General features: G+C 65.4%; 16 protein-coding genes. 12 read left to right on the top strand and 4 right to left on the bottom strand.

Annotated elements, in window-relative coordinates:
* Window positions 1-4: 4 nt before the first annotated feature.
* The gene (locus QUV35_RS01740; RefSeq protein ID WP_300870414.1) at window positions 5-901 is read right to left on the bottom strand and encodes an N-acetylmuramoyl-L-alanine amidase; all 897 of its coding nucleotides are present in this window, start codon (window positions 899-901) and stop codon (window positions 5-7) included.
* Window positions 902-952: 51 nt separating this feature from the next.
* Entirely contained in the window at window positions 953-1858 is a 906-nt protein-coding gene (locus QUV35_RS01735) for a caspase family protein (protein WP_300870412.1), read from the bottom strand.
* 418 nt (window positions 1859-2276) lie between these two features.
* Between QUV35_RS01735 and QUV35_RS01730 the strand changes: the two genes are divergently transcribed.
* The 3 genes from QUV35_RS01730 to QUV35_RS01720 all read left to right on the top strand — a co-directional run bounded on the left by QUV35_RS01730 (window position 2277) and on the right by QUV35_RS01720 (window position 4889).
* A complete protein-coding gene (locus QUV35_RS01730; RefSeq protein ID WP_056276888.1) occupies window positions 2277-2537 on the top strand; it encodes a DUF4212 domain-containing protein in 261 nt (86 codons plus the stop codon).
* Window positions 2538-2546: 9 nt separating this feature from the next.
* A complete protein-coding gene (locus tag QUV35_RS01725; protein ID WP_300870411.1) occupies window positions 2547-4400 on the top strand; it encodes a sodium:solute symporter family protein in 1854 nt (617 codons plus the stop codon).
* Window positions 4401-4529: 129 nt separating this feature from the next.
* Window positions 4530-4889, top strand: a complete 360-nt coding sequence (locus QUV35_RS01720) for a hypothetical protein (protein ID WP_300870410.1) — start codon at window positions 4530-4532, stop codon at window positions 4887-4889.
* Window positions 4890-4913: 24 nt separating this feature from the next.
* On the opposite strand, the gene QUV35_RS01715 is transcribed toward QUV35_RS01720, so the two are convergent.
* The gene (locus QUV35_RS01715; protein WP_300870409.1) at window positions 4914-5735 is read right to left on the bottom strand and encodes a pyruvate, water dikinase regulatory protein; all 822 of its coding nucleotides are present in this window, start codon (window positions 5733-5735) and stop codon (window positions 4914-4916) included.
* Window positions 5736-5894: 159 nt separating this feature from the next.
* Between QUV35_RS01715 and ppsA the strand changes: the two genes are divergently transcribed.
* From ppsA to QUV35_RS01690, 5 genes are all read left to right on the top strand, one after another.
* Complete coding sequence (gene ppsA, locus QUV35_RS01710) at window positions 5895-8306, top strand: phosphoenolpyruvate synthase (RefSeq protein ID WP_300870408.1); 2412 nt, start codon at window positions 5895-5897, stop codon at window positions 8304-8306.
* Window positions 8307-8466: 160 nt separating this feature from the next.
* Window positions 8467-8679, top strand: a complete 213-nt coding sequence (locus QUV35_RS01705) for a hypothetical protein (RefSeq protein WP_300870407.1) — start codon at window positions 8467-8469, stop codon at window positions 8677-8679.
* A 2-nt stretch (window positions 8680-8681) separates the two neighbouring features.
* Window positions 8682-11444 carry a sensor histidine kinase gene (locus QUV35_RS01700; RefSeq protein WP_300870406.1) on the top strand — a complete coding sequence of 921 codons (2763 nt, stop codon included), beginning with the start codon at window positions 8682-8684 and terminating at the stop codon, window positions 11442-11444.
* Window positions 11441-11815 (top strand): response regulator, encoded by a 375-nt coding sequence (locus QUV35_RS01695; protein WP_300870404.1) that lies wholly within the window; start codon window positions 11441-11443, stop codon window positions 11813-11815. The genes QUV35_RS01700 and QUV35_RS01695 overlap by 4 nt, the downstream gene beginning before the upstream one ends.
* Window positions 11812-14010, top strand: coding sequence for an exonuclease domain-containing protein (locus QUV35_RS01690; protein ID WP_300870403.1), 2199 nt, complete (start codon window positions 11812-11814; stop codon window positions 14008-14010). Before QUV35_RS01695 ends, QUV35_RS01690 begins: the two co-directional genes overlap by 4 nt.
* A gap of 42 nt (window positions 14011-14052) precedes the next feature.
* Here QUV35_RS01690 and QUV35_RS01685 read toward each other — a convergent pair whose 3' ends face one another.
* Complete coding sequence (locus QUV35_RS01685) at window positions 14053-15543, bottom strand: putative nucleotidyltransferase substrate binding domain-containing protein (RefSeq protein WP_300870401.1); 1491 nt, start codon at window positions 15541-15543, stop codon at window positions 14053-14055.
* 175 nt (window positions 15544-15718) lie between these two features.
* On the opposite strand from QUV35_RS01685, the gene QUV35_RS01680 reads away from it, so the two are divergent.
* The 4 genes from QUV35_RS01680 to QUV35_RS01665 all read left to right on the top strand — a co-directional run bounded on the left by QUV35_RS01680 (window position 15719) and on the right by QUV35_RS01665 (window position 19112).
* Window positions 15719-16015 carry a hypothetical protein gene (locus QUV35_RS01680; protein WP_300870400.1) on the top strand — a complete coding sequence of 99 codons (297 nt, stop codon included), beginning with the start codon at window positions 15719-15721 and terminating at the stop codon, window positions 16013-16015.
* Window positions 16012-16584, top strand: a complete 573-nt coding sequence (locus QUV35_RS01675; RefSeq protein WP_300870399.1) for a tetratricopeptide repeat protein — start codon at window positions 16012-16014, stop codon at window positions 16582-16584. Before QUV35_RS01680 ends, QUV35_RS01675 begins: the two co-directional genes overlap by 4 nt.
* A 145-nt stretch (window positions 16585-16729) precedes the next feature.
* A complete protein-coding gene (locus QUV35_RS01670; RefSeq protein WP_300870398.1) occupies window positions 16730-16990 on the top strand; it encodes a DUF4212 domain-containing protein in 261 nt (86 codons plus the stop codon).
* Window positions 16991-16994: 4 nt separating this feature from the next.
* Window positions 16995-19112: a sodium:solute symporter family protein gene (locus QUV35_RS01665; RefSeq protein ID WP_300870397.1), complete on the top strand. Its 2118-nt coding sequence runs from the start codon at window positions 16995-16997 to the stop codon at window positions 19110-19112.
* The last annotated feature ends 11 nt before the right edge of the window (window positions 19113-19123 follow it).

The following is a 19123-nucleotide window of genomic DNA, read 5'->3' as shown; positions in this document are numbered from 1 at the left end:
GGGATCAACGCGGGGTGCGGGGGGTGGCCCGGGTGGGCAGCGGCACCGCGCGCTGCGTGCGCGAGAGCACGGCCGGCCCGGAGCGGGTGGCCGCCTGGCGGGTCACAAAGTCGTTGCAGACCCAGCCTTCGAGGTCGGTGTCTCCCACCACCGCCACCCGGCTCCAGCGGTCGCGCGGCTCGAGCAGCAGCAGTTCGGTACCGCGCTTGAGCGCGGGCGCCAGCTTGGGATGCTCGGCAGCCGGTCCGCTGCGGATGTTCAGGCGTGGCGCCACCACCACCAGGCGCACCGGCACATCGGCACCCCGGCCCAGCGCGCGGGCGCGCACGGCGGCCAGCGGAAACGCAGGACCCGGGTCGAGCTTGCGCCCGCGCGCCACGTCTTCATGACCCAGCACGTCCTCCAGTCCGTAGTGCGCCACCAGCAGCTCGCACAGCTGCAGCGCGCGCTCGATCTGCACCTCGGTGTAGTGGTGCCAGGGCTGCAGGCCACCGCCGAACCGGTGTTCGGCCACCACCACCTCGCTGTCGGGGTAGGCCTTGCCGAACCACGAGACACAGCGCTCGCCCTCGCGGTGCAGCAGCCCGGCGTTGTCCAGCTCGATGCCGATGGCGTGGTGGTTCAGGCCATCGAGCCCGTTCCACTGGCTCACGCCGGCGTGCCAGGTCACGGCGTTGAAGGGCGCGAGCTGCACGATGCGCCCGTCGCGTCCGAGCACGATGTGCGCCGACGCGTTGCCCTGCGGCTTTTTGGTGCAGAGCGACTCCGCCGCGCTCTCCAGCGTGCGGCCGGCCGTGTAGTGCAGCAGCAGGTAGCGCGGGCGCAGTGCGCCGCCCACGTTGGGGGTGGCGCGAAAGCTCACCGCGGGGCCGGTCAGTCGATGTTTGAGGATGCCGAGCATGAAACCCTCCCAGGGTTGCCGGGTGCACGAAGTGGCGCTTGCCGGGTTGCCTCAGAGGGCGAACGGCTGCTGCTTGAGAAACGCCCCCGAGGGGCCGAGCGTGAACAGGTTGGGCGACTGGCTCGGCGGCAGGCCCGCACGGATGCGCGCGTGCCAGCTGGCGTAGCTGCCCTTGAACGCCCCGTTGTTCCAGATGCGCAGCAGTTGCTCGGTGAAGGCGCCGTTGTGATCGCCATCCATGGAGAACTGGTTGTCCTGGCAGCCCGAGATCAGGATCAGCGAGGGCTTGAAGTCCTTGACGATGCCGGTGAGCCGGGTGCTCACCGCCACGTTGGCCAGCGCCGTGTCGGGGTCACTGACCCGAGCGCCTGCCTGTTGGGCCACCGCCGTCTGCAGCTGGTCGTAGAACGCCTTGTGCGCCGCATAAACGCGCAAGCCCACCGCCGGTGGCAGGATGCGCGGGCGTTGCGCGCTGCCGCCTGGCGGGCGCGCCGCACGCACCACGGTGCCGCTGTGGCAGCTGTCCGAGAGCACCAGAATGCGCACACCGCGCGCAAAGCGGCTGAGTTCGAAATAGAGCTCGTCGTCGATCAGCTGGCCGTCGAACAGGCACCAGGTCTCGTCCTGTTTGTCGTCTTCCTCGCCACTCACGTCGGGCACCTGACCCCCGTGGCCCGAGAAGCTCAGGAAGAAGAAGTCACCCGCCACCAGGGCCTTGGCCGCCTTGCGCAATGCGGCCAGCAGGTTCGAGCGGGTGGCCTTCCTTGTGATCAACAGGGTGCTCTTCATGCCCCGGGAGCGGGCGATGGCCGCCATGTCGTGGGCATCGAACTCGCAGGCGGCGAGCGGTCCGGTCCAGCCCTCGTAGTGGGCGGCGCTCACCTCGTTGACGCCGATGTGCAAAGACAAGGCCCGGGGCTGTTTTGCCGCCGGTACGGACACAGGTTTGCTGGCCATTTGAACTCCCCCGCCTGGCTGTTTCAAATTGTTCTGGCTGTGCGATTCCTCACAAATTCTGGGGAGTTTGTCTTCATGAAGCAAACCTGAAGTTGTAAGCGAATGTCTGTTCTGCGTGCTTTCTGATTACCGGTGCGCCGTGCTGCAGTCGGCCGGTGATCCTTTTGCAAACCTGCTCGCCTGTGCCCGCGGCACCTCCATCGCGCTCTCATTTTGAAAGCTGGGCGTCAGGTTCACAGCTTTCTCTTAGGGGCATACCCTAGGTTTTCCGGCGATGGGGCGGGATCGCAATTTAGCTGTAAGAAAGCGCCAACACAGTGCGCCTCGTAGTGCCACGAGCCTTCGGGTTGGTGGAATGCACAAGCGGGTGGCCAAGGCTGCCCATCCCGGCAAGCATCACTCCAAGGAGATGACTTTCATGAACAGCGACAGCAACGCAAAGGCCTACTGGTCCGCCACGCTGGGACTGCTGACCAAGGTATTGGTCGTGTGGTTCCTGGTTTCCTACGGCGCGGGCATCTTGTTCGCACCTCTGCTCAACAACATCTCGCTCGGTGGCTACCCGCTGGGCTTCTGGTTCGCCCAGCAGGGCTCCATCTATGTGTTCATTGCATTGATCTTCTATTACGCCCACAAGATGGGCCAGATCGATCGCAAGTTCGGCATGCAGGAAGACTGAGAGAACACCATGGCACTTCAAACCACCATCTATCTGTTCGTCGGGCTCAGCTTCGCGCTGTACCTCGGCATCGCCTTCTGGGCACGCGCGGGCAGCACGTCCGAGTTCTATGTGGCTGGCGGCGGGGTTCACCCCATCACCAACGGCATGGCCACGGCCGCTGACTGGATGTCGGCCGCGTCCTTCATCTCCATGGCCGGCCTGATCTCCAACATGGGCTACGGCGGCGCCGTGTTCCTGATGGGCTGGACCGGCGGCTACGTGCTGCTGGCGATGCTGCTGGCACCCTACCTGCGCAAGTTCGGCAAGTTCACCGTGCCCGAGTTCATCGGCGACCGGTTCTACTCCAAGGCTGCGCGCAACGTGGCCGTGTTGTGCCTGCTGGTTGCATCGCTGACCTACATCATTGGCCAGATGACCGGCGTGGGCGTGACCTTCGCGCGTTTCCTGGGCGTGACCAGCGACCAGGGCATCTACATCGGCATGGCCATCGTGTTCGCCTATGCGGTGTTCGGCGGCATGAAGGGCATCACCTACACCCAGGTCGCCCAGTACATCGTGCTGATCCTGGCCTACCTGGTGCCTGCCTTCTTCATCTCGCTCAACCTCACCGGCAACTTCCTGCCGCAGCTGGGTCTGGGCTCGGCCATGGCCGGCACCGACGTGTCGCTGCTGACCAAGCTCGACCAGGTGGTGACCGATCTGGGCTTTGGCCAGTACACCACCACCACCGCGGGCACCACGCTCAACATGTTCTTCTACACCGTGTCGCTGATGATCGGTACCGCGGGCCTGCCCCACGTGATCGTTCGCTTCTTCACCGTGCCGAAGGTGGCTGATGCGCGCTCGTCCGCTGGCTGGGCACTGGTCTTCATCGCCTTGCTCTACACCACGGCACCCGCTGTGGGCGCCATGGCCAAGCTGAACCTGCACGGCACCGTCAACTCGGCGGTGGGTCTGGTGCGAAGCGCCGAAGGCGGCATCGGCGTGAGCGCCGACACGGTCAAGGCCAATGGCGACCTGTACGCCACCGAAGCCAGCCTGGTTTACGAGCAGCGTCCCGACTGGATGAAGCGCTGGGAGAAAACCGGCCTGCTGAAGTGGGAAGACAAGAACGCCGATGGCCGTATCCAGTACTACAACGACAAGACCAAGAACGAAGTCGCCAAAGGCAAGGCCGAAGCGGCTGGCTGGAAGGGCAACGAGCTGACCGTGAACGCCGACATCATCGTGCTGGCCAACCCGGAAATCGCGCTGCTGCCCAACTGGGTGATCGCACTGGTGGCTGCTGGTGGCCTGGCCGCTGCGCTGTCCACCGCTGCCGGTCTGTTGCTGGCCATCTCGTCGGCCGTCTCGCACGACCTGATCAAGGGCGCCATCAAGCCCGACATCAGCGAAAAGGGTGAGCTCATGGCCGGCAAGATCGCCATGGCCGCTGCCATCTTCGTGGCGGGCTGGCTGGGCCTGAACCCACCGGGCTTTGCGGCCGGTACCGTGGCCCTGGCCTTCGGTATCGCAGCGTCCACCATCTTCCCCGCGTTGATGATGGGCATCTTCAGCCGCACCGTGACCGACAAGGGCGCCATCGCCGGCATGCTGGCCGGCCTGTCCGTGACGCTGTTCTATGTGTTCGCACACAAGGGCATCTTCTTCATCAAGGGCACCGACTTCGTGAACATGGTCGGCGGCGTGAACGGCTTCTTCACCATCACGCCCGAAGCCTTCGGTACCGTGGGCGCCATCGTGAACTTCGCGGTGGCCTATGCGGTGAGCAAGATGTCGGCACCAGTGCCCAAGCACATCCAGGAACTGGTGGAGTCGGTTCGCGTGCCCAAGGGCGCGGGCACGGCCACCGGCCACTGATCGCTTGACACCCCACAGACCGGGCAGCCGCCCGGCCTGTTTGTGACCCAGACCCCGCCGGTGCGCCGGCGGGGTTTGGCGTTTCTGGAGAGCGCTGGAGGACAATCCGGCATCAACACACCGCGCACCATGAACCTGCCCAGCGTTTTCATCTTCAACTGGATCTTCCTGATCGCCCTGTTTCCGGTGGCCTTCTTCTGGCTGCGCCGCGCATACCGGATCCTCGTCAAGCGCGACTTCTCCGAAGTGGCCCTGAAAAAAGGCGTACCGCCGCCCAACGCGGAAAAGTACGCGCCCTACGAGATGGCGTTCAACCTCGTGGGGGGCATCGTGCTGGTGGGCGTGCTGGTGGCCGTGCTCGGCTTTCAGGCACTGGCCTCGGAAGACTGGATCGCCGTGGCCGGTGTGACCTTGTGGATGAAGCTGCTGGCTTCATTTGCACTCGGGCGCCAGGCGCACGGCCTGGGGCCGGGCCGCAAGAAGGGCTGACCGACAAGTCGATCCGGCGCCGGTTCAGTATTCGAGACGCTCGGGTCTGATTTCCTGAAGGATGGTGGTCGCGATTTCTTCAATCGACTTGGTCGTTGTCGACAGCCACCGGATGCCTTCGCGGCGCATCATGCCCTCGGCCTCGCTCACTTCCATGCGGCAGTTGTCCAGGCTGGCGTAGCGCGAGTTGGGGCGGCGTTCGTTGCGGATCTCGCTCAGGCGCTCGGGCGCGATCGTCAGGCCAAAGATCTTCTTGCGGTGCGCGACCAGCGCAGGGGGCAGCTTGCGGCGTTCGAAGTCTTCGGGAATCAGCGGGTAGTTCGATGCCTTCAGGCCGTACTGCATCGCCAGGTAGAGCGAGGTGGGCGTCTTGCCACTGCGGCTCACGCCCACCAGGATCACATCGGACCCCTGCAGGTCCTTGTGGCTCTGGCCGTCGTCGTGCACCAGCGAGAAATTGATGGCTTCGATGCGGTCGTTGTAGGCCTTGCTTTTCGAGGCGTCCGAGAAGCGCCCCACGCGGTGGTTGGACTTGATGCCCAGTTCCTTTTCCATCGGCTCGACAAAGGTGCCGAACATGTCGAGCATCATGCCGTTGCAATGGTGCTGGAACACCGCGAGCACCTCCATGTTGACCACGGTGGTGAAGACCAGCGGGCGCCGGCCTTCGATCTCGGCGGTGTGGTTGATCTGCCGCACCGCCTGGTGCGCCTTGTCCACGCTGTCCAGGAAAGGCAGCCGCACGCGACGCACCTCGGTCTCGAACTGGGCCAGCAAGGCGTTGCCGAAGGTCTCGGCGGTGATGCCGGTGCCGTCGGAGATGAAGAAGACCGTGCGGTTGGGCATGGGGGCTCGTCCTTACAATACCGGATGTTGTGTCGGGGTCATTATCAATGGCCCTGCCGTCTCATTTGCGTTCCTGCCCGGTGCCAGACCCACAACAGAACAACAGGTCGCCCGCCCCCTGCATGGACAACCCGGTTTTTCAACCTTAGGAGTTTTCCCATGTCCCACCTGTTTGGAGCGGCCGATCTGGTCGTGCCTTTCGAAAAGTTGCGAATGACCGATGTCGAGTCGGTCGGCGGCAAGAACGCCAGCCTGGGCGAGATGATCTCGCAGTTGCCCAGCGGCGTGAAAGTGCCCACCGGCTTTGCCACCACGGCACACGCCTTCCGCGAATTCCTGGCCTTTGATGGCCTGACCGATCGCATCAACGCCCGCCTGGACGCGCTGGACACCGAAGACGTGCGCGCCCTGGCCGAGGCCGGCGCCGAGATCCGCGCCATGGTGGAGAACCAGCCCTTCCCGGCCGATCTGGAACAGGCCATCCGCGACGCCTTTGTCACCCTCACCCACGGCAACGACACGGCCTCGTTCGCGGTGCGATCCTCGGCCACCGCCGAAGACCTGCCCGATGCTTCGTTTGCCGGCCAGCAGGAAACCTTCCTCAATGTGATCGGCATCGAAGAGGTGCTGCACAAGATGAAGGAGGTGTTCGCCAGCCTGTACAACGACCGCGCCATCAGCTACCGCGTGCACAAGGGGTTCGCGCACGCCGACGTGGCGCTGAGCGCCGGCGTGCAGCGCATGGTGCGCTCCGACCTGGGTGCGGCCGGCGTGATGTTCACCATCGACACCGAGAGCGGCTTCGAAGACGTCGTCTTCATCACCAGCAGCTACGGCCTGGGCGAGACCGTGGTGCAGGGCGCGGTCAACCCCGACGAGTTCTACGTGCACAAGCCCATGCTCAAGGCCGGCAAACGCGCGCTGATCCGCCGCAACCTGGGCAGCAAGCTGATCCAGATGGGTTTCACCTCCGGCACCGAGAAGGCCGGCGACGGCATGCACAAGGGCAAGCTGGTGAAGACCACCGATGTGCCGGTGGAACTGCGCAACCGCTACAGCCTGACCGACGCCGACGTCGAGCAGCTCGCCCGCTACGCCGTGGTGATCGAGCAGCACTATGGCCGCCCGATGGACATCGAGTGGGGCAAGGACGGCATCGACGGCGAGCTCTACATCCTGCAGGCCCGCCCCGAAACCGTGAAGAGCCAGAGCGCCGGCAAGACCGAGGTGCGCTACAAGCTCAAGGGCAAGGGCGTGGTGCTGGCTTCGGGCCGCGCCATTGGCCAGAAGGTGGGCACGGGGCCGGTGCGCCTGGTGCACAACATCAGCGAGATGGACAAGGTGCAGCCCGGCGACGTGCTGGTGACCGACATGACCGACCCGAACTGGGAGCCGGTGATGAAACGGGCGAGTGCCATCGTGACCAACCGCGGCGGGCGCACCTGTCACGCGGCCATCATCGCGCGCGAACTCGGGATTCCGGCGGTGGTGGGCTGCGGTGACGCCACCGAGCACCTGAAAGACGGCACGCTGGTGACGGTGAGCTGCGCCGAGGGCGACACCGGCCACATCTACGACGGTGTGCTGGAGACCGAAATCACCGAGGTCCAGCGCGGCGAGATGCCACCGCTGGACGTGAAGATCATGATGAACGTGGGCAATCCGCAGCTGGCCTTCGACTTCTGCCAGATCCCCAACAGCGGCGTGGGCCTGGCGCGGCTGGAATTCATCATCAACAACAACATCGGCGTGCACCCCAAGGCCATCCTCGACTACCCGCAGATCGATGCCGACCTGAAGAAGGCGGTGGAGTCGGTGGCACGCGGCCATGCCTCGCCGCGTGCGTTCTATGTGGACAAGGTCGCCGAGGGCGTCGCCACCATCGCTGCGGCCTTCTGGCCCAAGCCGGTGATCGTGCGCCTGTCCGACTTCAAGAGCAACGAGTACCGCAAGCTGGTCGGCGGCTCGCGCTACGAGCCCGACGAAGAGAACCCGATGCTCGGCTTCCGTGGTGCGGCGCGCTATATCAGCGAAGACTTCCGCGAGGCCTTTGCCATGGAGTGCGAAGCGCTCAAGCGCGTGCGCGAAGAGATGGGCCTGGACAACGTGCAGGTGATGGTGCCCTTCGTGCGCACGCTGGCCCAGGCCAGGCGCGTGACCGAGCTCCTGGCCGAGAAGGGCCTCCAGCGCGGCGAGCACGGTCTGAAGGTGATCATGATGTGCGAGATCCCGAGCAACGCGGTGCTGGCCAAGGACTTCCTGCAGTACTTCGACGGCTTCTCGATCGGCTCGAACGACCTGACCCAGCTCACCCTGGGCCTGGACCGCGACTCCGGCCTGGAGCTGCTTGCGCACGACTTCGACGAGCGCGACCCGGCCGTCAAGGCGCTGCTGCAGATGGCCATCGGCGCCTGCCGGGCCGAGGGCAAGTACGTGGGCATCTGCGGCCAGGGGCCGAGCGACCATCCCGACTTCGCGCAGTGGCTGCGCGACGAGGGCATCAGCTCGATCTCGCTGAACCCGGACTCGGTGGTCGACACCTGGCAGTTGCTCTCTTCGAGCCAGAAGTAAGCGCCCGGCCTGCGCCCGGGCGCAGAGGGGAGACAGCGGCAGCGGGCAACCCTGCCGCTTTTTTCATGGTCGCGAGCGTCAGTCTGTGGTCAGTGCATGGCGCACAATCGAACCGCCCGCCGGTGGCCCAGGTTTGCGGTGGACGATCGAGGAGACAAGCATGTTCAAAGGTCTTGCCGCCCAGCGACTGGTGGCCCTGTTCTTCGCCGCGGCGGCGTTGTTCAACTTTCCGTTGCTGGCGCTCTGGGACCACGATGCCCGCGTGCTGGGCCTGCCGCTGTTCCCGCTCGCCCTGTTCGTCATCTGGGGTGGCCTGATCGCGGCGCTGGCCTGGGTGATGGAGTACCACGGCAACGTCCCACCAGCCGACTGACCATGCTCTCGGCACCGCTGGTCATCGGCGTTTCCTTTGCCTACCTGCTGCTGCTGTTCGCGGTGGCCTACTGGGGCGACTTGCGGGCGGCGCAGGGCCGGTCGGTGATCTCCAGCCCCTGGGTGTACGCCTTGTCCATGGCCGTGTATTGCACCGCCTGGACCTACTTCGGCAGCGTGGGGCGCGCTGCGAACTCGGGTGTGTGGTTCCTGCCGATCTACCTCGGTCCCATGCTGGCCATGCTGCTGGCCTGGATGGTGGTGCGCAAGATGATCCGCATCGCCAAGACCTACCGCATCACCTCCATCGCCGACTTCATTGCCAGCCGATATGGCAAGAGCCCGCTGCTGGCCGGTCTGGTGACGCTCATCACGGTGGTCGGCATCGTTCCGTACATTGCCCTGCAGCTCAAGGCCATCGCCAGTGGTTATGCGGTGCTCACGTCGCCACTGGGCATGCCGGCGGTTCAGAGCGCCGACTGGTGGAGCGACAGCACGCTGTACGTGGCGATCGCGCTGGCGGGTTTCACCATCGTCTTCGGCGCGCGCCATCTGGACAGCACCGAGCGCCACGAAGGCATGGTGGCGGCGGTCGCGTTCGAGTCGGTGGTCAAGCTGGTGGCCTTCATGGCGGTCGGGCTGTTTGTCTGCTTCGGTCTCTTCGCCAGCCCGGCAGCGCTGTTTGACCAGGCGCACGCGGTGGACGAACTGCGCCGCCTGATGCAGTTCGGCCAGGGCCAGCCGTTTGCCTACGCGCAGTGGCTGGGCCTGACCTTGCTGGCGATGTTGTCGGTGATCTTCCTGCCGCGCCAGTTCCAGGTGATGGTGGTGGAGAACGTCGACGAGAACCACCTGCGGCGTGCGGTCTGGGCGTTCCCGCTGTACCTGCTGCTCATCAACCTGTTCGTGTTGCCGATCGCGCTCGGTGGCCTGCTGCACTTCGGCCCCGGCCGCATGGACCCGGAGACCTTCGTGCTCTCGCTGCCGCTGTCGCAGGGCCAGAGTGCGCTGGCGCTGTTTGCCTTCGTGGGCGGTCTCTCGGCCGCCACCGGCATGGTGATCGTGGAGGCGATCGCGGTCTCCACCATGGTGTGCAACGACCTGGTGATGCCGTTGCTGCTGCGCATGCGCCGTTTCGGCGCGCGCGCCAGCGGCGACCTCACCGCGGTGCTGCTGCGCATCCGGCGGCTGGCGATCCTGGGCATCCTGTTGCTGGGCTATCTCTACTTCCACCTGGCCGGCGAGGCCTATGCGCTGGTGAGCATCGGCCTCATCAGCTTTGCCGCGGTGGCGCAGTTCGCCCCCGCGCTGCTGGGCGGCATGTACTGGAAGGGCGGCACGCAGCGCGGGGCGCTGGCCGGCCTGCTGCTGGGCTTTGCGTTCTGGGCCTACACGCTCATGCTGCCCTCGCTCGTGAAGTCGGGCTGGCTCACCGCGGGCTTCATGGAGCAGGGGCCCTTTGGCTGGTGGTTGTTGCGCCCCGAGGCCTTTCTGGGCCTGGCCGGGCTGGACAACCTGACGCACTCGCTGATCTGGAGCCTGCTGGCGAACGTGGCGGGTTATGTGGGCGTGTCGCTCTGGCGCTCACCCACCGCGCGCGAAACCAGCCAGGCGCTGCTGTTTGTCGACGTCTTTCACCGCACGCCGGCCTCGCGCCCGGTGTTCTGGCAAGGCAAGGCGCAGGTGTCGGCCTTGCTGCCGCTGGTGGGACGTTTCCTGGGTGTCGAGGCCGCGCAGCGCCTGTTTGCCGACTACGCCCTGCGCGTGGGGGCACGGCAGATCGACCAGATTCCGGCCGATGCGCGGCTGGTGCACTTTGTGGAGACCCAGCTGGCGGGCGCCATCGGCAGCGCCTCGGCCCGCGTGATGGTCGCGTCGGTGGTGGAAGAGGAGGCGCTGGACCTCGACGATGTGATGCGCATCCTGGACGAGGCTTCGCAGCTGCGCGCCTATTCGCACGCGCTGGAGGAGAAATCACAGTCGCTGGAGCGCGCCACGGCCGAACTGCGCCAGGCCAACGAGCAACTCAAGAGCCTGGACCGCCTCAAGGACGACTTCATGTCGTCGGTGACCCACGAACTGCGCACACCCTTGACTTCGATCAGGGCTTTGGCCGAACTCATGCGCGACGATGTGCACATGGAGCCTGTGCAGCGCCAGCAGTTTGTCGGCATCATCGTGGCCGAAACCGAGCGGCTGAGCCGGCTGGTGAACCAGGTGCTGGACATGGCCAAGATCGAGTCGGGTCACGCCGAGTGGCATGACAACGAGGTCGAGATGACCAGTCTGCTGGAGCAGGCCGCCAGCACCATGGCCGAGCCGTTTCGCGAGCGCGGCGTGGCCTTGCAGCTGGAACTGCCCGAGCGGGTGGGTGTTCTGCATGCCGACGCCGACCGCCTGATGCAGGTGGTGCTCAACCTGTTGTCGAACGCGGCCAAGTACGCGCCGCGCGACACCGGGCAGGTGGTGTTGCGGCTGCGGGAGAGCGGGGAGGGCGTGGAGGTCGAGGTGCAGGACAACGGCCCGGGCATTGCGCCCGATCAGCAGGCCATGGTGTTCGAGAAGTTTCGCCAGGTGGGGGGTGATGCGCACTACCGCCCGGGAGGCACCGGACTGGGTCTGCCGATCAGCCGCCAGATCGTGGCGCATTTCGGCGGCCGCATGTGGCTGCGCTCGGAGGTGGGGCAGGGCGCCGTGTTCGGTTTCTGGCTGCCGCGACAGTTATCGACAACAACAACGCACAGTGCGAAAGGAGACGCGACATGAGCCACAAGATACTGATTGCCGATGACGAACCCAACATCCTGATCTCGCTGGAATTCCTCATGAAGCGCGAAGGCTTCGAGGTGGTGCTGGCGCGCGACGGGCAGGAAGCCATCGACGCGATCGTGCGCGAGCATCCGGCGCTGGTGCTGCTCGACGTGATGATGCCCGTCAAGACCGGCTTTGACGTGTGCAGCGAGGTGCGCGCCAACGAGGCCCTGAGCGACACCCTCATCGTGATGCTCACCGCCAAGGGCCGCGACACCGACATCGCCAAGGGCCTGGCATTGGGCGCCAACGCCTACATGACCAAGCCGTTCTCCACCAAGGAGCTGGTGCAGAAGGTGCGTGAATTGCTGGAGCCGGCCGCATGAGCCGGCGTCGGGTCGACCGGCGGGTCTGGCTGGGCGTGGCGCTGGCCGGTGGAGCGCTGCTGCTGTGGCTGGGGCTGACGGCGGGCATCGTGTGGTCGACGCTGGACCTGGAGCAGCGCCGTGTGCTGGCCGGGGTGCTGGTCGCGAGCAGCACCCTGGTGGCGATGATGCTGGTGGTGTTGCTCGGCGTGCTGGCCTTTGCCATGCGCTCGCTGGTCGCCCGCTTCATCGAACCCGCCGCCCAGCTGATGGAAGAAGGCATGGTGCTGGTGCGCACCGACGTGGCCCGCACCCTGCCGGCCCAGGGCAGCGCGGAGAACCGGGCCATCACCGGCGTGATCAACCAGCTGGTGGAGCAGCGCACCCGCCTGCGCGACGAGATGGGAGCCCGGGTGCAGGAGGCCAGCCGCAACATCGAGCAGGAAAAGAGCCGGCTGGCCGCGCTGATGTCCGAGCTCACGCAAAGCGTGGTGGTGTGCAATCTCGATGGCCGCATCCTGCTCTACAACCAGCGCGCGCGGCTGCAGTTCCGCGCGTTGTCGCAAGCGCCCGAGGTGGCCGGTGGCGCCGAGCTGATCGGCCTGGGCCGCTCGATCTACGCGGTGTTCGAGCGCAAGCTGGTGGCCCATGCGCTGGAGACCATCCAGCAGCGCATGCTCTCGGGCGTGGCGCAGCCCTCGGCCCAGTTCGTCACCACGACCGCTGTCGGCCAGTTGCTGCGTGTGCAGATGGCGCCGGTGCGCTCCAGCCAGGCCCAGGCGGCCGAAGACGCGGCCGACCGCGCCGAGCTGACCGGCTTTGTGCTGATGCTCGACAACATCACCCGCGAGTTCGAGGCCGAGTCGGCGCGCGACCGGGTGCTGCACACCCTGACCGAGGGCACGCGCTCGGCGCTGGCCAACACGCAGGCCGCGCTCGATGTGCTCGACCACCCCGAGCTGGAGGCGGCCGCCCGGGAACGCTTCCTGCGGGTGATCCGCGAGGAAACCACCGGGTTGGTGCGCCGCATCGCTGCCATCGAGGCCGACGCGGCAAAGAGCCTGAAGACGCGCTGGCCGCTCGAAGACATGCTGGGCGCCGACCTGGTGTCGGCGGCCTTGCGCCGCATCGAGATCGTGACCGGCCTGCAGACCTCGGTTCTGGAAGTCAACCCCGCGCTGTGGCTCAAGGTCGAGAGTTTTTCACTGCTGCAGGTGCTGGTGTATCTCGCCGGTCGCCTGGCTGATGAGTTCTCGGTGCGTTTTGTGCAGCTGCGCCTGGACCACGCTTCGGGCAGTGCGGGCAAGGCGCAGCTCGACCTGGTGTGGTCGGGCCAGGCCATGAGCAACGAGACGGTGATGAGCTGGGAGATGGACGCCATGACGGCGGGCAGCGAGGCCACGGGCCTGACGGTGCGCGACGTGGTGGAGCGCCATGGCGGTGCCTTCTGGTTCGAGCGCGAACGATCGCGCCACCAGGCGTTTTTTCGCATCCTGCTGCCGCTGGCCGACCCCCGTGACCAGAGCGACGCCGTCAACTTCGTGCGCAACGAGAGCCGGCCCGAGTACTACGACTTCGATCTGTTCAAGACAACCGAGCAAACGCGCTCGCTCGACGAGCGCCGTCTGGTCGATCTGGTCTACACCGTGTTCGACACCGAGACCACCGGACTGGAGCCCTCGCAGGGCGACGAAATCATCCAGATCGGGGCGGCTCGCATCGTCAATGGCAAGCTGCTGCGCCAGGAATGCTTCGAGCAACTGGTGGACCCGCAGCGCAGCATTCCGGCGGCCTCGATACCGATCCACGGCATCCAGCCGGCGATGGTGGTGGGCCAGCCGAAAATCAGCGAGGTGCTGCCTGCGTTCCATGCCTTTGCCCAGGACACGGTGCTGGTGGCGCACAACGCGGCGTTCGACATGCGGTTTCTGCAGCTCAAGGAAAAGTCCACCGGCGTGGTGTTCGACCAGCCGGTGCTCGACACCTTGCTGCTGTCGGCGGTGATCCACCCCAACCAGGACTCGCACCGCCTGGAGGCCATTGCCGAGCGCTTCGATGTGACGGTGATCGGACGCCACACCGCGATGGGGGACGCCATGGTCACGGCCGAGGTGTTCATCAAGCTGATCCCCTTGCTGGCGCAACAGGGCATCCACACCCTTGGCCAGGCGCGGGAAGCGGCCCAGAAGACCTACTACGCCCGCCTGAAGTACTGAAGCAGTGACCCCCGGCGCGGGTCACGTCCCTCCCGTGTTTCCTCAGAACTTGTAGCGGTTGGACAGGACGCTTTGCAGCGTCTGCACCACCTGGAACGCATCCCTGAGTTGTGTGCGCTCGAAGTTGGAGATCTCCGCCGGGTCGAGGAAGTTGTCGGGCGCCTCACCCTGCGCGATCTGGCGTGCCTGGTGCTGGATGCGCAGTGCGGCCAGAAACTCCAGTGCGTCGCGCAGGTCGCGTGCACTTTGCGGGCTGATGTCGCCGCCGTCTGCGGCACTCAGCAGACGGTCGTGGCTGTTGACCTCGGCGTGTCCGCCGGCGAGCGCGTAGACACGCGCCAGATCGACGATGGGCACCACGCCGGTGTGCTTGAGGTCGATGGTGCCCTTGTGCTCTCCGCTGCGCGCGGGCGTGAGGCCCTTGAACATGCCCAGCGGGGGCTGGTGGGTCAGGGCGTTGCCGACCATGTGGGCCAGGAAGAGGGTGTTGCCGCGGGTGCGCTGCAGCACGTCGCGGCGCAGACCGTCGAGCAGCGCGCTCTGGCCGTGAATGGCGCGCAGGTCGAAAAACACGCAGGTGAGCATAAGCGCCTTGGGCTCGGGTTCGCTGGTCCAGCGCCGGAAGTATTCGGCCCAGCGTGCACGCGGCTGGCGCCAGGTGTCGGTCATGGCCATCATCTCCCCGGGGCAGAACACATAGCCACAGGCGTCCAGGCCACTGCACACGAAATGCGTGAGCTGGCGAAAGTAGTCGCTGTGCAGGGCCTCGTCGAACGCATCGTCGAGCACCATGCAGTTGTCCTGGTCCGACTTGGCGGTCTGCTCGCTGCGGGCCTGGGAGCCCGCCGCCACCCAGACGTAGTCCACCGGCGCCGGACCCAGCCGCGCTTCGCCCAGTTGCAGCAGCCGGGTGGTGATGGCGTCGGTGATGGCGGTGATGATGTGGCCGGTGTTGTAGGCGGTCGCATCGGCCGCTGCCAGGCTTTGCTGCAGGGCCCGGATCCGGGTGCTGGCGCGCTGCAGACCCTCCACGCTGGTCTGCTTGTAGATGTCGCCCGCCAGGTAAACCGCCGACGTGCTGTGCTGCTCGGTCAGGTCGGTCGCGGTGATCATGCCGGCGATCCGCTGGCCATCGAGCACCGGCACGTGGTGGATGTTGTGGCGCGCCATCAGCAGCAGGGCATTGAACGCCGGGTCGTTCAGGTTGACGAAGAACGGCGCCAGCGTGGCGATGTCCATGATCGGACGCGAGGTGTCCAGGCCGGCCGCGATCACGCGGTTGCGCAGGTCGCGGTCGGTGATCAGGCCAAAGAGGTGGCCTTGCTCCACCAGCAGGATGGACGACACCCGCTGCTCGTTCATGAGCTGCGCGGCGGCACGGATCGTCGTCTGCGGCGGCAGCGTGATCGGGGCGCGTTTGATCAAGGCGCTCACCGGCGTGGTCATGAGGGTGAGCGCCGGGTCGGCGCCTCCGCCGCCCATGTCGCTGACGCCTGTTGCGGGTGGGTGTTCGTCGGAAGGAAGGGTGGTCATCGGTGGTGGTGTGAGTAGGACTTAAGAATCCTTTCTGGATCCTAAACCCTTGCTGCATAGGGAAATGCGGGTAAATCCCTAGAGGGTTTGACCTGCCTCAAAGGGTGTGGCGACGGCTTTGTAAGAAGTCGGTAAGGTGCGAATCCAGAATGGCGCCAACTCCCTCGAAGGCCCCATGCTCTTCTTCATTTCGTCCGTCAAGCTGATCGCTGAAATCGCGTTGTTGGCATTGTTCGGTCAGTGGGTGCTGGGCCTGCTGGCGGGTCAGAAACGAGACCAGAACCTCTTCTATCAGGTGCTGCAGCAGGTTGGCAAACCGTTTGTTCAGGTGGCCCGCCTGGTCACCCCCAAATTCGTGCTTGAACGCCACCTGCCCCTGGTGGCGTTTTGCATTCTGGTCTTTGTGTGGGTGGGCGCGACGATCGCCAAGATCAACCACTGCCTCAAGATCGGGGTGAGCCTGTGCCAATGAATCCCGTGAACCACTGGTTCGTGCGCTGGCAGGTTCGGGGCCTGCTCGTGCTCGGTCGCCGCGCTGGCGCGCTGGCGCAACTCGACGCCTTGCTGGTTGCCGACCCCTGCGATGTGTATGCACTGGCCACCCGGGCACATGTGCTGGCCGAGCTGGGCGAGAAGGCCGCAGCCCTGCAGGGACTGCAGCGGCTCGTGGAACTGCAGCCCGGGCAAGCTGCCGCCTGGTTCAACCTGGGCTTTCTGAGCGAGGAAATGGGTCAGCTGGAAGAGGCCGAGGCCGCTTTCCGCCGCGCGACCGAAATCGATCCCCAACTCGACCGGGCCTGGTACGGCCTGGCCCTGAGTCTCATCCGCCAGCGCCGCTTCGATGAAGCCATCCCCGCGCTGCGGAAAAACACCGAACTGCAACCCATGAGCCCCTACGGCTGGTATCAGCTGGCGCGCGTTCATGTGGACCGGCAAGAGCCCGACGAGGCGGCGAAGATCATTCGCCACCTTCGAAAGTTCGAGCCCAAAGTGGCGGCACAGCTGGAGCGCGAGACCGGACTCGGGCAAGCCCAGGCCTGAGATCGCGCTGCCGCTGTGCAGCCAACAAAAGGGGAGGCCGACGGGAGTCGGTTTCCGAGAAACGCGGACCGGTTGCAGGCTGCCTGGGGGATTGGGTGGCGTTCGTGATGTGCCCGAGAGGGTGATCTTGATGGAGGTCGATGGCATGGAACTGACTGACAAGCACCGCCGTTACTGGCGGAAGAACCTCAACATCACGGCCATATTGCTTGCAATCTGGTTTGTCGTGACGTTCGTGGTGAGCTACTTTGCACGTGAGCTGAGCTTCAACTTTTTCGGTTGGCCGTTCAGTTTCTGGGTGGGTGCCCAGGGCGCCCTGGTGGTGTACTGCGTGATCATTGGGTACTACGCCTGGTACATGAACAAACTCGACATCGAACACGGTGTTGAAGAGATCGAGGAGTAACACCATGGCAGGCATGTTCGAAACCAAAGCCGGCATGAGCGCGGGCGAGTCCAATCGCGCGTTCAAGCAACAACTCAACAAGGTCTACAAGTGGTACACGGGGGGCTTCTTCGTCTTCGTGGTCGTGCTTGCGATCCTCGAGCAGATGGGTCTTTCCCGCGAGTGGATCGGCTTCATCTTCCTGCTCGCCACCATCGGCCTGTATGCCGGCATCGGCATCATGAGCCGCACCACCGATGCGGCCGAGTACTACGTGGCCGGACGACGGGTTCCAGCCGTCTACAACGGCATGGCCACCGGCGCGGACTGGATGTCGGCAGCGTCGTTCATCGGCATGGCCGGTACGCTCTACCTGACCGGCTACAGCGGACTGGCCTTCATCATGGGCTGGACCGGGGGTTACTGCCTGGTGGCGCTGTTTCTCGCGCCCTACCTGCGCAAGTTCGGCCAGTTCACCATTCCCGACTTCCTGGGTGAGCGCTACGGTGGCAACCTGCCCCGCTTCATCGGCATCTTCGCTGCCATCCTGTGTTCGTTCACCTACGTGGTGGCGCAGATCTACGGCGTGGGCCTGATCACGTCGCGCCTGACCGGCGTGGCGTTCGAGCTGGGTGTGTTCCTGGGTCTGGGCGGCATTCTGGTGTGCTCGTTCCTCGGCGGCATGCGCGCAGTGACCTGGACGCAGGTGGCGCAGTACATCATCCTGATCGTGGCCTACATGATCCCGGTGGTGTGGCTCTCGGTGAAGCAGACCAGCGTGCCTGTGCCGCAGGCCATCTACGGCTTCCAGCTGGAGAAGGTCACGGCCAAGGAGAAGCTGCTCGCCGCCGACCCGAAAGAACTGGAAGTGCGTGGCATCTTCAAGGCGCGCTCCGACGCACTGGCCGAGAAGCTGAAAGACCCGGCGGCTGCGCTGGTGGCCGACAAGGCCGCAGCGGAGACCAAGCTGGCCCAGCTGCGGGCAGCCAATGCGCCGTCGAGCGAGATCTCTGCCGCAGAGAAGGCGATCGCAGACCTGCCCAAGGACGAAGCTGCAGCCAAGGCCGCATGGACCCGTGCGAAGGCGGCAGCTGACGCCAAGTCACGCCCGCTCAACGGCATGCCCCCGCACGCCCAGCAGTTCGCCGGAGACCCGAACGGCGACGCCAAGGCGGTGGCGGCCTACGACACGTCGCGACGCAACTTCCTGGCGCTGATCTTCTGCCTGATGATCGGCACCGCCGCGCTGCCGCACATCCTGATGCGCTACTACACGGTGCCCAGCGTGAAGGAAGCCCGGCAGTCGGTGACCTGGTCGCTGTTCTTCATCTTCCTGCTGTACTTCACGGCGCCGGCCCTGGCGGTGCTGGTGAAGTACGAGGTGTTCAACGTGGTGGTCGGCACGCCGATCGATCAGTTGCCCGCCTGGGTGGCCTCGTGGAACAAGGTGGATCCTTCGCTGATGTCGATCACCGACATCAACAGGGACGGCATCCTGCAGCTCAACGAGATGACGATCGGTGGCGACATCATCGTGCTGGCAACGGCCGAAATCGGTGGCCTGCCGTACGTGATTTCGGGCCTGGTGGCCGCTGGTGGCCTGGCCGCTGCGCTGTCCACCGCCGACGGCCTGCTGCTGACGATTGCCAACGCGCTGTCGCACGACCTGTACTACAAGATGATCGACCCCAACGCTTCCACCGCCCGCCGCGTCACCATCTCCAAGATGCTGCTGCTGATCGTGGCCCTGGCGGCGGCTTATGTGGCGGCGCAGAAACCGGCGGACATCCTGTTCCTGGTCTCGGCGGCGTTCTCGTTCGCGGCGGCGGCGTTCTTCCCGGCGCTGGTGTTGGGCATCTTCTGGAAACGCGCCACCGGCATCGCCGCCTCCATCGGCATGATCGCCGGCCTGGGCATCACCTTCTACTACATGGTGACCACCCAGCCCTGGATGCGCGGCCTCTTCGGCGTGACCTCGCCGGTGGAACTGTGGTTCGGCATCCAGCCGATCTCGGCCGGCATCTTCGGCGTGCCACTGGGTTTTGCCGTGATCATCCTGCTCAGCCTGGTGACGCCGGCCCCGAACCGCAAGATCCAGCAGCTGGTGGAACACGTGCGTTACCCGAGCCTGCGCATGAACTGAGCACCGACTCA

It is taken from the genome of Hydrogenophaga sp. (assembly GCF_030373225.1).
Lineage (GTDB): Bacteria > Pseudomonadota > Gammaproteobacteria > Burkholderiales > Burkholderiaceae_C > Hydrogenophaga.
The sequence above is the reverse complement of the archived record's forward strand: the minus strand, read 5'-3'. Positions and strand labels throughout refer to the sequence as shown.

Coding starts and splice junctions, on each gene's coding strand:
- QUV35_RS01740 (WP_300870414.1), bottom strand. CDS start 901: ATGCTCGGCATCCTCAAACATCGACTGACCGGCCCCGCGGTGAGCTTT.
- QUV35_RS01735 (WP_300870412.1), bottom strand. CDS start 1,858: ATGGCCAGCAAACCTGTGTCCGTACCGGCGGCAAAACAGCCCCGGGCC.
- QUV35_RS01730 (WP_056276888.1), top strand. CDS start 2,277: ATGAACAGCGACAGCAACGCAAAGGCCTACTGGTCCGCCACGCTGGGA.
- QUV35_RS01725 (WP_300870411.1), top strand. CDS start 2,547: ATGGCACTTCAAACCACCATCTATCTGTTCGTCGGGCTCAGCTTCGCG.
- QUV35_RS01720 (WP_300870410.1), top strand. CDS start 4,530: ATGAACCTGCCCAGCGTTTTCATCTTCAACTGGATCTTCCTGATCGCC.
- QUV35_RS01715 (WP_300870409.1), bottom strand. CDS start 5,735: ATGCCCAACCGCACGGTCTTCTTCATCTCCGACGGCACCGGCATCACC.
- ppsA (WP_300870408.1), top strand. CDS start 5,895: ATGTCCCACCTGTTTGGAGCGGCCGATCTGGTCGTGCCTTTCGAAAAG.
- QUV35_RS01705 (WP_300870407.1), top strand. CDS start 8,467: ATGTTCAAAGGTCTTGCCGCCCAGCGACTGGTGGCCCTGTTCTTCGCC.
- QUV35_RS01700 (WP_300870406.1), top strand. CDS start 8,682: ATGCTCTCGGCACCGCTGGTCATCGGCGTTTCCTTTGCCTACCTGCTG.
- QUV35_RS01695 (WP_300870404.1), top strand. CDS start 11,441: ATGAGCCACAAGATACTGATTGCCGATGACGAACCCAACATCCTGATC.
- QUV35_RS01690 (WP_300870403.1), top strand. CDS start 11,812: ATGAGCCGGCGTCGGGTCGACCGGCGGGTCTGGCTGGGCGTGGCGCTG.
- QUV35_RS01685 (WP_300870401.1), bottom strand. CDS start 15,543: ATGACCACCCTTCCTTCCGACGAACACCCACCCGCAACAGGCGTCAGC.
- QUV35_RS01680 (WP_300870400.1), top strand. CDS start 15,719: ATGCTCTTCTTCATTTCGTCCGTCAAGCTGATCGCTGAAATCGCGTTG.
- QUV35_RS01675 (WP_300870399.1), top strand. CDS start 16,012: ATGAATCCCGTGAACCACTGGTTCGTGCGCTGGCAGGTTCGGGGCCTG.
- QUV35_RS01670 (WP_300870398.1), top strand. CDS start 16,730: ATGGAACTGACTGACAAGCACCGCCGTTACTGGCGGAAGAACCTCAAC.
- QUV35_RS01665 (WP_300870397.1), top strand. CDS start 16,995: ATGGCAGGCATGTTCGAAACCAAAGCCGGCATGAGCGCGGGCGAGTCC.